Origin of the sequence: Maccoyibacter intestinihominis (genome assembly GCF_040096355.1) — a bacterium.
Classification (GTDB): Bacteria; Bacillota; Clostridia; order Lachnospirales; family Lachnospiraceae; genus Maccoyibacter; species Maccoyibacter intestinihominis.
Genome location: NZ_JBBMEX010000007.1, coordinates 76,617 through 91,729, shown reverse-complemented (window position 1 = coordinate 91,729; position 15,113 = coordinate 76,617). Strand labels below are relative to the sequence as shown.

The window sequence follows — 15,113 nt, the reverse complement described above, 5'->3', positions numbered from 1 at the left end:
TTTTTCCTATAGAGATATTTTAAAACAAGAAGTAGAAAAGTCAAGGAAAAAATACCTGTTTCTTTTTGATAAGGGTGTGTACAAATTCCACGAAAAAAGATATAATAATACAGATAAAAAACAAAGGTGGACAAAAAGATGATATTTCAGACACGGGCAGGAGATTACAGAAAGATGGGAACAGAGCAATGTGCAGATGGTGTCACATTTACCTTTCAGTGTCCCAAAGAGCTTGCCTGTGCAGTAGTGCTGTTTGAAAAAAAGACAGGAAAGCAGGCAGCAAAGATCGATGTACTACCACAGTATCGTGTGGGTTCGGTGCGTTCTGTCACCATTTATCCCTTAAAAGCAGAAAAATATTATTATTGTTATGAGATTGAAGGAAAAAGAGTGCGTGATCCTTACGGAGAGCGTGTGATCGGCAGGGAAAAGTGGGGCGATACCGAAAGAACCTTAGACGATGCACTGTTAAGCGGATTCAAAAAAGAAGGTTTTGACTGGAGTGAAGATGTCAGTGTAGAGATTCCGGCAAATGAGATGGTCATGTACAAACTCCATGTGCGTGGATTTTCCATGGACGGCAGGGGCAGAAATAAGGGAACCTTTGCGGCTGTGATGGACAGGCTCTCCTATCTGAAAGAACTTGGGATCACAACCTTAGAATGTATGCCGGTCTACGAATTTGAAGAATTAATGGAAAATGGCAGGCTGAATTACTGGGGATATGCGCCGAGTGACTATTTTGCGGTTAAATCTTCCTATGCATCCCAAAAAGACGCAGACTGGGAATTTAAGAGTCTGATCTTAGAGACACACAAACAGCAGATGGAGCTGATCATGGAGATGCATTTTGTGCCGGAACAGACAGCAGGTGCCATCATAGAGATCTTACGCTACTGGGTCATGGAATATCATGTGGATGGATTTAAACTTTTAGGTGCAGGGCTTCCGATCGCAGAGATTGCAAAAGATCCGTATCTGACAGGAACCAAAATATTTTATGAGAAATTTCCATATGATCTGAAAGAGGAAAATTATGGAAATATCTATGTGTATAATGATGATTTCTTATATCCGGCGAGAAAAATGCTGAATCACTTAGGCGGTGATATGGTAGAATATACGGAAGTGATGAAAAGACAGCAGGACGGCGGACATTCTGTTAACTATATTGCCAACAGTAATACATTTACCTTAGCGGATGTATTTTCTTATAACGAGAAGCATAATGGTGATAACGGCGAGGAAAATCTGGATGGAAACAACTGGAATTACAGTACGAATTATGGCGTTGAGGGAGCCACCCGCAGGCAGTTTGTAAAAAAGATCAGGGAAAAGCAGATGCGCAACGCAATGGCGATGCTGTGTTTGGCACGGGGAATACCGCTGATCTGGAGCGGGGATGAGATCGGAAATTCCCAAAACGGCAATAACAATGCCTATTGTCAGGATAACCGGATCGGCTGGGTGAACTGGAAAAATGAAGGTCGGTATGAGGAATATACCGAATTTGTCCGTGAACTGTTGCAGTTTCGAAAAGAGCATCCGATCCTTTTTTCGGAAAAACCGTTTCAGATGAGTGATTATAAGAGAACCGGGTATCCGGATCTATCCTATCACAGTTCCGAAGCCTGGATCAGCGATGTGAAAGGGAATGCAAGGGCTGTGGGCGTGATGTACAGTGAGAGTTATGCCAAAGAAGAGGATACAGAGGAGACATTTCTTTATATAGGATATAATTTTTATATGGGATTGCAGGTATTTGCACTTCCAAAGCTGCCAAAGGGAAAGCATTGGTATCAGATCATGGATACTGCACAGATGTGTCCGTTTTTTAAAGAACCGCGTCTTTTGAAAAATAATTCCTATGAGGCATTTGGGCAGACAATTTCAATTTTAGTGGGCAGGTAAAGAAAATAAGATGAAAGCATGGCAGCATTTAAAGACGATTTTACATCATAAGAGACTGGTGCGTGCAGGCTGCTTTAAAGTGGGATTATACCGGCAGGGTATCATGCACGACTGGAGTAAATACAGTCCGACCGAATTTTTAGTCGGATGCAAATATTATCAGGGCAATATGAGTCCGAATAATGCAGAAAGGGTCGCAAGGGGATATTCCTCTGCATGGCTGCATCACAAGGGAAGAAACAAGCATCACATGGAGTACTGGATCGACTACAGTGTAGACAAAGAAAAAGGGATCTGCGGTATGGAGATACCGGTAAAATATGTGGTGGAGATGTATATCGACCGGGTGAGCGCGGCGAAGAACTATCAGAAGGGTGCTTATACAGACAGAAGTCCGTTAGAATATTATGAGAATGGCAAAAGCATACATATTCTGCATCCGAATACGAGAGAGCTTTTAGAACGTCTGCTGACGATGCTCGCAGAAGAAGGCGAGAAAGCGACGTATGAATATATCAGAAGAGAAGTTTTAAAAAATAAAAAGTAAGGAGAGAAAAGACATGTTAGATGGAAAAAAAGTACTTTACAGTGGAATGCAGGCAACCGGCACATTGACACTGGGCAATTATTTAGGAGCGTTGAAAAACTGGGTGGAGCTGACCGATGAATATGAATGTATTTACGGCGTTATGGATCTCCATTCCCTGACCGTACGTCAGGTTCCGGCAGAGTTTCGTAAAAATGCGAGAGCACTCTATGCACTCTATGTTGCAGCGGGATTAGACCCGGAAAAGAACTGTATCTATTATCAGTCCCATGTATCAGGCCATGCAGAGTTAGGATGGATCTTAGACTGCTTTACCTATATGGGAGAGCTGAACCGAATGACACAGTTTAAGGATAAAGCGGCAAAACATGCAGATAATATTAACGCCGGTCTGTATACATATCCGGTATTAATGGCAGCGGATATTTTGCTCTATCAGGCAGATGTGGTTCCGGTAGGTGTAGACCAGAAGCAGCATTTAGAGATTACAAGGGATATTGCAGAGCGTTTTAACAACATCTACGGAGATGTATTTACCATACCGGAGGCATATATCGGTAAAAAAGGCGCGAAGATCATGAGCCTTCAGGAGCCGGGCAAGAAGATGTCAAAATCAGATACAAATGCCAATGCAACGATCCTGCTCTTAGATGATACCGATACGATCATCCGGAAGTTCAAGCGTGCAGTTACCGATTCCGAGAGTGAAGTGCGTTACGCGGAAGAAAAACCGGGAATCAGCAATTTAATGGATATTTACAGTGCCGTAACCGGAAAGACCTATGAGGAGATTGAAAAAGAGTTTGCAGGAAAAGGTTATGGGGATTTCAAATTAGCAGTCGGCGAGACGGTAGCAGATCATTTAAAACCGTTACAGGAACGCTATGAGCAGTTGATGAAAGATAAAGCATATATTGAGAGCATGATCAAGCAGAATGATGAAAAAGCAGCATATTATGCGAATAAGACTCTGCGCAAAGTGCAGAAAAAAGTCGGATTAACCGAAAGAATCCGTTAAGATGATGATATAAAACATAGGCAGATAAGGAGGACATAACATGAGTCATGTAGAAATCACAGAACAGATCAAGTATATCGGAGCAGATGATAAAACCTTAGATTTATTTGAGAGCCAGTATCTGATACCGAATGGAGTATCCTACAATTCCTATTTGATCTTAGATGAAAAAATAGCAGTCATGGATACGGTAGATATGCGTGCAACCGGTGAATGGTTGCGAAATATGGACAGAGAGCTTCAGGGAAAAGAGCCGGATTATCTGATCGTGTCCCATATGGAGCCGGATCATGCGGCAAATATTGAGATGTTAGCCCGCAGATATCCAAAGATGCAGATTGTGGCAAATGCTAAGACCTTCCCGATGATGGAGCAGTTCTTTAACCTGGATGTTTCTGACAGAAAAGTGGTTGTGGCAGAGGGCGATACCTTAAACCTTGGTAAACACACGTTACAGTTCTTTATGGCACCAATGGTACATTGGCCGGAGGTTATGGTAACTTATGAGCAGTCCGAAAAGATCCTGTTCAGTGCCGATGGATTTGGAACTTTTGGAAGTCTCGATGCAAATGAAGAGTGGATCGCAGAGGCAAGAAAATACTATATCAATATCGTAGGAAAATATGGAAACCCGGTACAGGCACTTTTGAAAAAAGCATCCGGTTTAGACATTCAGATGATCTGCCCGCTGCATGGACCTGTCTTAAAAGAAAACCTTGGTTATTATATTGAAAAATATCAGATTTGGAGCAGTTATGAGCCGGAAGACGAAGGCATCCTCATTGCCTATGCGTCAATTCATGGCAATACTAAGCAGGCGGCTGAAAAAATGAGAGATATCCTGATCGAAAAAGGTGCCAAAAATGTCGTCATTATGGATCTGTCCAGAGATGACATGGCAAGAGCCGTAGAAAATGCATTCCGTTATTCAAAAATGGTACTTGCATGTGCAACCTACGATGGAGGAATTTTCCCATGTATGGAAGATTTCTTAAATCATTTAAAGGCAAAGAACTATCAGAAACGTACCGTGGCATTTATGGAAAATGGTTCTTGGGCACCGGCAGCAGCCAAGCTGATGAAGGGAATGTTGGAAAAACAAAAAGATCTGACAATCGTAGAACCGGTGGTAACGATCCGTTCCACAATGAAACCGGAAACCGTTGGCGTTATGGAAGAACTTGCAGATGCATTGTTATAGAAAAAGATTTGAAATAAATAAAATGAAGATTTAATAAATGCACCGCCCGTATCAATTCATTTTTCCTGATATGGACGGTGTATTTTATATTTTTATATCAGATATCTTTCGCATGCTCTAAAAAGTATTGTTCGGCTTCGGCATTCCACAAGCCGTCATGCGCATCTACCAATTCCTTTAAATGCTTCTCTAATTCATTGGTTTCACCAAAGGCAGATACCTCTGTCACAGGGAATTCCTTGCTGGAATAGACGATCTTTTTGCCGCCCGGCATCTTTGGAAGATTTAAAATCGATTCACAAACATGGTTTAATCCCATAATATGCGTTGCGATTTTTGCCACATTAACGGTCTTATTTTCAATCAGGGCAATGGCATCCTTCATATCCTGCGTGTTGCTTCCGCTGGTGCCGACAAAATGTGTCGCATTGTAGTGGATATTGTAAAAATTAATCGTCGAAGCAAATTTAGAATCTGCAGGACCGGCAAAAAAGTTCAGGCAGCCATCATAGGCTAAAAGCTGTTCAGCCTGGGTTACCAGTCTTTCTTTTGCAGCCATTAAAAAGATATCGTCAAAGCCTTTAGCATCCGGTGTCAGTGCTTTTAACTCCTCTACAATATCATCTTCATCAGCCGTCAGAACATAAGTCAGGGTCACGCCATATTTTGCAGCCTCTTCGACAGGATACAGGCGTTTTGCCATATCCAGCTTGCTCTGGGTACGTCCGGTTACAACTAAATGTTTTGGCCGTCTGTCATTGTGAATCGCATAGTCAATTGCTAAAAATCCCATTGGCCCGGTTCCGCCTAAAATGGCTAAAGCACCGCCTTCTTTGATGCCCATGGTATGGTCATAATCATTGCGGTCTCTTAAATGAAAGTTGGCTTTAAATCCTGCAACGATACAGGAGAGCGGTTCTACGAGAGCACCCTCAAAAAATCCTTCTCCTTTATATGGGAGCAGGCAGCCTTTTTCAATAGCTTCATTCATGATCACCACGTTGGTAGCTTCGCCGCCGACATATGGGAAAGAGTAACCAAGAGAAAAAGTATCGGCACGTCCTAAGTTTGGCTGTGCAACAAAACAATCTCCCGGTTTGTAGAGATGTTTCCATTTTTCGCCGACTTTTGTGATCACTCCGCAAAATTCGTGTCCCATGATAACCGGATGGTTTTTCAGATCATTTGGAAGTTTTTTATGCTTTTCTCCCTGATTCGATACCTTATATGTAGACATGCAAAGGCTGTCTGTGACAATGCGGGCTTCTATCTCATCATCCTTCATTGTCGGGAGTTCAAATTCCTCTAAACGTAAATCTTTCACACCATAAATGCGTACTGCTTTCGTGTTCATAATGACCTCCTCTAATGTAAAAGTTTTCTAGTTGCTTTCATTATAAAAAAGAAACAAAAAAAAGACAATATAAAACCGTGAAGTAAACAGGGTTGTGTGCTATAATTTATCCGGTAAATGAAAAGTTTTGAAAAAAGGAGAATGTGGCAGATATGGAAAAGACAAACGTGATGAGAATTTTAGACCAGAAGAAAATACCATATCATCACTATGAATATGACAATTCACAGGCATATAGCGGAACCGAGGTTGCCGATATGTTAGGGCAAGACCCGAAAGTGGTCTATAAAACATTAGTAACAGTGGCAAAGAGCAAGAAGAATTATGTATTTGTCATTCCGGTAGAAGAAGAACTGGATTTAAAAAAGGCAGCCAAAGCCGCCAATGAAAAATCCATTGAAATGCTGAAATCCAAAGAACTCTTACCATTGACCGGCTATGTCCATGGGGGATGTTCTCCGATCGGAATGAAGAAAGTATTTACAACATTTTTACATAGCACAGCGAAAGAACAGGAGCATATCATTTTCAGTGCAGGAAAAATCGGGTATCAGGTGGAGGTTGCACCGGAGGATTTGGCGAAGGTGGTGCGGTTTACGTTTGCGGATGTGATAAAGTAAATCTGTGTATGATCTTTTATCTGTTTTTCCGGCATCCGTGCCAGAAAATTTCTGGATAATGACAGAGTATTAAGAGTTTGGCATTCCTCCCATAGTCACAAAGGCAACTGTGGCTGGAAAGAACATGCAGCAAAAATCTTAACGCCCCATGGACGGGCGTTTAAGACAATACATGAAACCGTTTTTTGACACCCGGATCTGTATAGAGATAAATTCTTAAAAATCCGGAAATAATTTTTGCATATCAGTAGGCAGTGGAGCAGACAGCTTCATTGCCTTTTTTGTAATTGGATGTGTGAATTCTAAAAGGCTCGAATGCAGAGCCTGCCTGCTGATTTTTGTCATATCAGGATGATAAAGATAATCTCCGATCAAAGGATAACCCAAGTGTTTCATATGAACGCGTATCTGGTGTGTACGCCCGGTTTCTAACCGAAGTGAAACAAGCGTCAGATCGTTATGACAGGCAAGACTGCGGTAATGCGTCACGGCACGTTCTCCATGTTCATAATCAATGCAGCGGGTAATGAGAGAGTTACTTTCCCTTCCGATCGGGGCATCGATCGTACCGCTCCCGGTCAAAGTTCCTTCTACAATGGCAAGATAGGTACGATGGACGGCACGATTCGCAACATCCTGTGATAAAATGGCAGCACTTAACATATGTTTTGCGAGGATCGTAAGACCGGTAGTGTCACGGTCTAAGCGGTTCATACAGCGAAAAACATAAGCCTCCCCTTTTTGCTGATAATAGTCGGCAACACCGTTTGCAAGGGTATTTTCATAGTTGTTCAGGGAAGGATGGATCGGCATATCGGCAGGCTTGTTCAAAACCAGGATATCTTCATCCTCGTATACAATATCTAAATCCATTGGAACCGGGAGGATCTTAGCAGAACTTTCCTCTTCGATCAGATGAATGGTCAGGGTATCTCCGGGCATTAACCGGTCATTGACGTAGAGCCAGTTCCCGTTGCCAAGGATGCTGTAGGGTGTCCGTTTTAAATGAGTAATGACACTGTGGGAATAACCATGCCGTTTTAAAAAATCTAAGACTGTAATTTCGTTTTCTATTGTATAAGTCAGGGTACGTTTCATAATAGTTTTCGTTTCTTTCTAATATAAGATTTGGGTATCAAAAGGCCCTTCGGGCGAAGCACACTTTTGTGCAATCTTCCAGTCACTAAGTTGTGAGCCGTCTTTTAACATCCTAATCCATACGAGTCACAAAATTGTAAACATTTCTTAATTATAAGTTTAACATACTTCAGATTACAATTTTAACATATTTCAGAGCGAAAATAAAATTGTCTAAAAATAAAATCAGCGAAAAAAGAAAAAGGGGAAAGGCACTTAGGGCAGTGTCCTTTCATACAATGTTAGAAAAGCGGCTTTAAGGTGGAAATGTGAAGACTTTTTTATCTCCTCTCACCCCAGAAGAAGAAAAGGAATGCATAGAGAGAATGAAGGAAGGGGACCTTAAAGCAAAACACCAGCTCATCGAGCACAATCTGAGACTGGTAGCCCATGTTGCAAAGAAATATCAGGCATCCGATGAAGATATGGAGGATCTGATTTCCATTGGGACCATAGGGCTGATCAAGGCAGTCGGAACATTTAAGACCGATAAGCAGATAAAACTTGCAACCTATGCAGCAAGGTGCATTGACAATGAACTTCTGATGTATTTCAGAGGGAAGAAAAAAACCTCAAGGGAAGTCTCTTTATATGAACCCATCGGTACGGACAAAGAGGGGAACCAGATCAATCTGTTAGATATTGCCGCAGATGAAGAAGTAGATGTGGTAGAAAAAATGGAGGAGTGCGAAAATATCAGAAAACTCTATGGATATCTGCCGCAGGTACTAACGGACAGGGAAGAACATGTCATAGCCATGCGGTATGGAGTCTTAGGGGAAGAACCGCATACACAGCGGGAAGTGGCAGCGACGTTAGGAATATCCCGCTCCTATGTCAGCCGGATCGAAAAAAAGGCATTGGCAAAGCTGCGCAGACAGTTTGAAGAAGAGGATCGATAAAAAACTTGTGCTCTGCTCCAACAGACTGGAGCAGGGTAAAAATAAATCTTTTCAAAAAGAAAAAGTGTGATATAATAACAATATCTTTTTTATTTCCAGGCAATTCGCCAGATTCCCACGGGAAAAAGGAGGAAAATTGTATAGTATGGTAACAACCTCGGTACTGCACGGTATGGAGGCGATTTTAGTACAGGTAGAAGCAGATGTCAGTCCGGGACTGCCGACCTTTGAAATGGTAGGCTTTTTAAGTTCTGAAGTAAAAGAAGCAAAGGAACGGGTACGGACAGCCTTAAGAAACTGCGGCTATCAGCTTCCGGCAAAACGGATCACGATCAGCTTTTCCCCGGCAGGCATCCGAAAATCCGGTTCGGGATTTGACTTAGCCGTAGCAGTTGCGATTTTAGCAGCCTTAGAAGCGGTACCGAAAAAACGTGTGGAAAATACGATCTTTTTAGGAGAACTGAACCTGAGTGGGAAATTAGTTCCGATTCCCGGTATATTACCAATGGCTGCAGTGGCGTCAGAAGCAGGGCATCAGACAGGGATCGTTCCGTTTGAAAATGAAAAGGAGGCTTCGTTAGTCCCGCACATGAAAAGCCTTGGGATGAGCCATTTAAACCAGGTCGTCGAATATTTACGAAAAGGGGAATATCAAAAGCCGCAGGCAGATATAAAAATAGAAGGAACAGGAACGAAAATAAAACCTCCCACGCAGGCAGATTTTTCAGAGATCACGGGACAAAAAATGCTAAAGCGGGCATGTGAGATTGCGGTGGCAGGCAGACACAATCTGTTGTTTGCAGGCCCTCCCGGAGCAGGAAAAACCATGGCAGCAAAGCGGATTCCGTCCATTCTGCCGCCAATGACCGAAAGAGAGCGGATCGAAGTCTCAAAGATTTACAGTATCTGCGGTATGTTCGATGAATCGCAGGGGCTGATCGGAGTGCGTCCATTCCGAAGTCCGCATCATACGGTTTCCGCACAGGGACTTGCCGGAGGCGGGGCAAATCCAAAGCCGGGAGAGATCTCATTAGCACATGCGGGGGTACTGTTTTTAGATGAGCTGACAGAGTTTAAACCGGGAACTTTAGAAATACTGCGACAGCCGATGGAGGAGCGGCAGATCCAGCTCATCCGTGCGCATGGAAAATATACATTTCCGGCGGATTTTATGCTAGTCGCAGCCATGAATCCGTGCAAGTGCGGATATTATCCCGATATGCAAAAATGCACCTGTACAGACTATGAGATCCGGCGATACCGAAACCGCATCAGCCAGCCGTTACTAGACCGCATGGATCTGTGTGTTAAAGTAGAAAAAGTACACTATCAGGAATTAGAGCAGACAACACAGGAGGAAAGCTCGGAAAGCATCCGGGAGAGGGTAGTCATGGCGCACAAAAGACAGAGAGAACGCTATGAAAAGGAGGGATTTTTTTATAACAGCCAGATTCCGGCAAAAAAGATCGCGACATTTTGTGCATTAAAAAAAGATGAGAAACGCCATATGCAGCAGATTTATGAGACATTGAACTTAAGCGTGCGTTCCTATCATAAGATATTAAAAACAGCGCGTACCATTGCAGATATCGAAGGAAGCGAAGAGATCAGAATGGAACATCTGCACGAAGCAATCTGTTACCGCTCCATAGACAGCAATTTTTGGGAGAGACGACGATGAAATATAAATACTGGCTGGATAACACCGGATTATCCAATGGAAAAAAGAACATCCTGTTAGAATACTTTCAGACGGCGGAAGAAGTGTACCGTGGAACGGAGGAAACCTATCAAAAAATACCACAGTTAAAAGAAGAAGAGATACAGCGTATCACAAAGGCAAAAAGGAAGTGGGATATTAACGAAGAATATCAGAAACTGGAAGAAGGCGGCGTAAGCGTTACGTTTGCATGTGACAAAAATTATCCGAAAAAGTTAAAAAATATTTACCAGCCTCCATTTGCACTGTACTACAGTGGAAAACTTCCGGGAGAGAGACTTTCCGTTGCCATTGTAGGAGCCAGAAGATGCAGTGAATACGGGCATTATATGGCAAGAAAATTAGGAGAGGCACTTGGACGCAACCGTATTCCGGTCATCAGTGGACTGGCGGAGGGGATAGACGCGGCAGGGCAGGCAGGAGCGATCAAAGGCGGTGGAGAGACCTATGCGGTATTAGGGTGCGGTGTAGATATCTGTTATCCGAAACAAAATGCAGCACTGTATGAAACAATCCGACAGCAGGGAGGGATACTTTCCGAACTGCCGCCAAAGACAACGCCAAAACCATATTATTTTCCGGCAAGAAACCGGATCATCAGCGGACTTGCAGAAGTGGTAGTGATCGCAGAGGCAAAGAAAAAAAGCGGCTCACTCATCACGGCAGAGCACGCCTTAGAACAGGGAAAAGATATTTATGTCTTTCCGGGAAGGACAACCGATGCATTGAGTTACGGCTGTAATGCTTTAATTCAGCAGGGTGCGGGCATTATTTTGTCCGTAGAAGAGTTCTTAAAGCAGCTTCCTTACAATGCCACACAAAGCCTGCAAATGGGAAAAAATAAAAAACAGTGTCTTGCAAAAGAAGAATCCTTGGTGTATAGTTGTTTGAGCATGGAACCTAAAAATATAGAAAAAATAGCGGAAGAAACAGGGCTTGGAATTTCTGCAACAGCAGGAATCCTGCTCGGATTACTGGCAAAAGGGCTGGTATTTGAATCCTTCCGGAACTATTATATAGAAGAATGAGGAATGAAAAACAAGGAGTTTTCTGATGGCAAAATATTTAGTGATCGTGGAGTCACCGGCAAAGGTAAAGACAATTAAAAAGTTCTTAGGAAAGAATTATGAGGTGGTAGCTTCAAATGGGCATGTCCGTGATATGCCAAAGAGTCAGCTCGGATTTGATGTGGAAAACAATTACGAACCGAAATATATTACAATCCGTGGAAAGGGAGATATTTTAGCAAAACTGCGTAAAGAAGTAAAAAAAGCAGACAAAGTCTATCTCGCAACTGACCCCGACCGCGAAGGAGAAGCAATTTCCTGGCATCTGTCCCAGGCATTGAAATTAGAGAATAAAAAAGTCTACCGTATCAGTTTTAATGAGATTACAAAGAGTGCCGTTAAGGCATCGTTAAAACAGGCGCGTGAAATAGACATGAATCTGGTGAACGCACAGCAGGCAAGACGAATGTTAGACCGCATGGTAGGCTACCGGATCAGTCCGCTTTTATGGGCAAAAGTAAAGCGTGGCTTAAGTGCCGGAAGAGTGCAGTCAGTGGCACTGCGTATTATCTGTGACAGAGAAGAAGAGATCAATGCATTTATTCCGGAAGAATACTGGACACTGGATGTAGATTTACAGATCCCTGGAGAGAAAAAGCCGTTAGTTGCAAAATTTTATGGCGATGAAAACGGGAAACGTACCATCCGATCCAAAGAAGAAATGGATGGTATCTTAGCAGAATTGAAAGATGCCGATTATCAGGTATTAGAGGTAAAAAAAGGAGAGCGTACCAAAAAAGCACCACTTCCTTTTACGACAAGTACCTTACAGCAGGAAGCATCCAAAGTATTGAATTTTTCCACACAAAAGACGATGCGGTTAGCACAGCAGCTCTATGAAGGAGTGGATGTCAAGGGCAGCGGAACCGTAGGTCTGATCACCTACTTAAGAACGGATTCCACGAGAATTTCCGAAGAGGCACAGAGTGCGGCAGCCGAATATATCAGTGCGACCTTCGGAGAAGAATACAAAGCCGTCAGTGAGGCAAAAAAGACAAACAGCAATAAGATCCAGGATGCGCATGAGGCGATCCGTCCCTCCGATATCACAAGAACACCGGCGAAGGTCAAAGATTCCTTAAGCCGTGATCAGTTCCGTCTGTATCAGCTCATCTGGAACCGCTTTACCGCGAGCAGAATGAACAGTGCAAAATACGAAACCACATCCGTTAAGATCGGAGCAGGTACTTATCGTTTTAACGTATCTGCTTCTAAAGTGGTCTTTGACGGATTTATGACGGTATACATGAGTGATGACGATGAAAAGGGAAAAGAAAACGTACTCTTAAGATCCATTGACAAAGATACGACCCTTGTATGGGAATCATTTGATGAAAAACAGCATTTTACACAGCCACCGGCACATTACACGGAGGCATCCTTAGTAAAAACCTTAGAGGAACTCGGCATCGGAAGACCAAGTACCTATGCACCGACCATTACTACCATTTTAGCGAGAAGATATGTGGTAAAAGAGAATAAAAATCTCTATGTGACAGAGTTAGGCGAAGTAGTCAACGATATGATGAAAGAAGCATTTCCAAGTATTGTCGATGACCATTTTACGGCAAACATGGAGTCCCTGCTCGACAGCATCGAGGACGGTCAGGTAAACTGGAAGACCGTAGTGGCCAATTTCTATCCGGATTTAGACGAAGCCGTTAATCAGGCAGAAAAAGAATTAGAAAAAGTGCAGATTCAGGATGAGGTTACGGATGTGGTCTGTGAACAGTGTGGAAGAAATATGGTAGTAAAATACGGTCCGCACGGAAAATTCCTTGCCTGCCCGGGATTCCCGGATTGCCGTAACACGAAGCCGTATCTGGAAAAAACAGGAATTGCCTGTCCGCTCTGTGGAAAAGAAGTAGTGATCAAAAAGACGAAAAAAGGCAGAAAATATTACGGTTGTGAAAACAGTCCGGAATGTGAATTTATGTCCTGGCAGAAACCGGCAGGGATCAACTGCGAGAAATGCGGAAGTTTCATGGTGGAAAAGGGCAATAAGATCGTATGCTCTAACACACAGTGCGGTCATGTGATCGAAAAAGTGAAAAAATAATGAATTCAGCGAATGAAGTTCAAAAAAAGATTGAATTGTCTGACAAAACATGATATTATATAAATGTACTGAAAACTATATAGAGCGAAGTGGGAGGTAGCAGGATGAGTGTTCAATTACTGGACAAAACCAGAAAAATAAATAAACTTTTACACAACAATAATTCCTCTAAAGTAGTCTTTAATGATATCTGTGATGTTTTAACAGAGATTTTAAAATCCAATGTACTGGTGATCAGCAGAAAGGGAAAAGTGCTTGGAACCAGTGAAATGAAAGGAATGGACGAGATCGACGAACTGATCGTGGATGAAGTGGGAGGATTTATTGATCCGGAATTAAACGAGCGTCTGCTTGGGATCTTGTCTACAAAAGAGAATGTAAATCTTGAGACACTTGGCTTTGTTTCCGATATCAAGAAATACACGGCGATCATTACACCGATTGATATTGCCGGAGAACGTCTCGGAACGCTGTTTATCTATCGGGATAACGGAGCGTACGATATAGATGATATTATTTTGAGTGAATATGGAACCACGGTAGTCGGACTTGAGATGATGCGTTCCGTACATGAGGAAAATGCAGAAGAAGAGAGAAAAGTACAGATTGTCAAATCGGCGATCAGCACGCTTTCGTTCTCGGAGTTAGAAGCGATCACACATATTTTTGATGAGTTAGACGGTAGTGAAGGAATATTAGTAGCGAGCCGGATCGCAGACCGGGTAGGGATCACAAGATCGGTCATTGTCAATGCACTTCGTAAGTTTGAGAGCGCAGGAGTCATTGAATCAAGATCTTCCGGTATGAAGGGAACATACATCAAGGTTATTAACGATGTAGTCTTTGATGAACTGGATAAATTAAAAAAACAAAGAGAAAAAGCTTAAACGGATTTTAAGAAGAGAGATAAAAGGATTTATAGAATACTATAGGTCCTTTTTATTTTTTTGAAAAAATTTAATAAAAAAATTGTCGATAATATCACAAAACAAGGGCTTTTCTTTGACAGGAATCAGCAAAAACGAATAAAAAAGAACAAAAAAATACTTGTCTTTTTTACAGGATAATTTATAATAGAATATGATTAGGAAAAATCTAATACTATGTCCAAATTTTGAACATAAAGAAGAATGTGAAAACATATGACAAATAGAAAGAGGGACAGCAAGAGAAAGGAGCGGGAATATGATTACATCAGGAGCATTTAGTTATATCAATGTGCTGGATAAGGCAGCGGATGCGAGCTGGTTACGGGAGGCAACGATCACGAACAATCTGGCAAACGTAGATACTCCGGGCTTCAAGAGAAAAGACGTGGATTTTGAAGGCGTTTTAAAAACGGAACTTGGAAGAAGCAAGTATGTAACACTGGATCAGAAAGTAAAGGATCTGCATATGAACCATTTGAATGCAACAGCCTATACGGATTCATCGAATTTTTCTTACCGTCTTGATGGTAATAATGTAGATGTGGATACAGAACAGGTGGAACTGGCATCAGAGCAGCTTCGTTACACGGCGTTAACAGACAGCATTACCCACGAGATTTCCAGGTTTAAGAGTGTATTAGGATAAGG

The 15,113-nt window shown here is 42.4% G+C and carries 13 protein-coding genes; 11 read left to right on the top strand and 2 right to left on the bottom strand.

Features of this window, described 5'->3' with window-relative positions:
* Positions 1–138: 138 nt before the first annotated feature.
* The 4 genes from WMO43_RS08170 to WMO43_RS08155 are packed head-to-tail and all read left to right on the top strand — an operon-like array spanning position 139 to position 4,677.
* Complete coding sequence (locus WMO43_RS08170; protein ID WP_177963338.1) at positions 139–1,911, top strand: alpha-amylase family glycosyl hydrolase; 1,773 nt, start codon at positions 139–141, stop codon at positions 1,909–1,911.
* A gap of 10 nt (positions 1,912–1,921) precedes the next feature.
* Positions 1,922–2,458, top strand: a complete 537-nt coding sequence (locus tag WMO43_RS08165; protein ID WP_353530852.1) for a DUF5662 family protein — start codon at positions 1,922–1,924, stop codon at positions 2,456–2,458.
* Between the two features lie 13 nt (positions 2,459–2,471).
* The gene (trpS, locus tag WMO43_RS08160; protein WP_177963336.1) at positions 2,472–3,476 is read left to right on the top strand and encodes a tryptophan--tRNA ligase; all 1,005 of its coding nucleotides are present in this window, start codon (positions 2,472–2,474) and stop codon (positions 3,474–3,476) included.
* Between the two features lie 40 nt (positions 3,477–3,516).
* Positions 3,517–4,677, top strand: a complete 1,161-nt coding sequence (locus tag WMO43_RS08155) for an FprA family A-type flavoprotein (protein ID WP_353530851.1) — start codon at positions 3,517–3,519, stop codon at positions 4,675–4,677.
* Positions 4,678–4,774: 97 nt separating this feature from the next.
* Here the strand turns inward: WMO43_RS08155 and WMO43_RS08150 are convergent, their stop codons facing one another.
* On the bottom strand, positions 4,775–6,031 hold the full coding sequence (locus WMO43_RS08150; protein WP_353530850.1) for a zinc-binding dehydrogenase: 1,257 nt from the start codon (positions 6,029–6,031) through the stop codon (positions 4,775–4,777).
* Positions 6,032–6,183: 152 nt separating this feature from the next.
* Between WMO43_RS08150 and ybaK the strand changes: the two genes are divergently transcribed.
* On the top strand, positions 6,184–6,651 hold the full coding sequence (gene ybaK, locus WMO43_RS08145; protein WP_353530849.1) for a Cys-tRNA(Pro) deacylase: 468 nt from the start codon (positions 6,184–6,186) through the stop codon (positions 6,649–6,651).
* A 216-nt stretch (positions 6,652–6,867) separates the two neighbouring features.
* Here the strand turns inward: ybaK and WMO43_RS08140 are convergent, their stop codons facing one another.
* A complete protein-coding gene (locus WMO43_RS08140; protein WP_353530848.1) occupies positions 6,868–7,749 on the bottom strand; it encodes an RluA family pseudouridine synthase in 882 nt (293 codons plus the stop codon).
* Positions 7,750–8,057: 308 nt separating this feature from the next.
* Here WMO43_RS08140 and sigK point away from each other — a divergent pair, with 308 nt between their 5' ends.
* The 6 genes from sigK (at position 8,058) to flgB (ending at position 15,111) form a co-directional block, all read left to right on the top strand.
* A complete protein-coding gene (gene sigK / locus WMO43_RS08135; RefSeq protein WP_353530847.1) occupies positions 8,058–8,690 on the top strand; it encodes an RNA polymerase sporulation sigma factor SigK in 633 nt (210 codons plus the stop codon).
* Positions 8,691–8,835: 145 nt separating this feature from the next.
* Positions 8,836–10,371: a YifB family Mg chelatase-like AAA ATPase gene (locus WMO43_RS08130; RefSeq protein ID WP_353530846.1), complete on the top strand. Its 1,536-nt coding sequence runs from the start codon at positions 8,836–8,838 to the stop codon at positions 10,369–10,371.
* Complete coding sequence (gene dprA / locus WMO43_RS08125) at positions 10,368–11,438, top strand: DNA-processing protein DprA (RefSeq protein WP_353530845.1); 1,071 nt, start codon at positions 10,368–10,370, stop codon at positions 11,436–11,438. The genes WMO43_RS08130 and dprA overlap by 4 nt, the downstream gene beginning before the upstream one ends.
* 25 nt (positions 11,439–11,463) lie before the next feature.
* Positions 11,464–13,536 carry a type I DNA topoisomerase gene (gene topA, locus WMO43_RS08120; RefSeq protein ID WP_353530844.1) on the top strand — a complete coding sequence of 691 codons (2,073 nt, stop codon included), beginning with the start codon at positions 11,464–11,466 and terminating at the stop codon, positions 13,534–13,536.
* Positions 13,537–13,640: 104 nt separating this feature from the next.
* Positions 13,641–14,423 (top strand): GTP-sensing pleiotropic transcriptional regulator CodY, encoded by a 783-nt coding sequence (codY, locus tag WMO43_RS08115; RefSeq protein ID WP_177963327.1) that lies wholly within the window; start codon positions 13,641–13,643, stop codon positions 14,421–14,423.
* Positions 14,424–14,721: 298 nt separating this feature from the next.
* Positions 14,722–15,111: a flagellar basal body rod protein FlgB gene (flgB, locus tag WMO43_RS08110; RefSeq protein WP_177962229.1), complete on the top strand. Its 390-nt coding sequence runs from the start codon at positions 14,722–14,724 to the stop codon at positions 15,109–15,111.
* Positions 15,112–15,113: the final 2 nt, after the last annotated feature.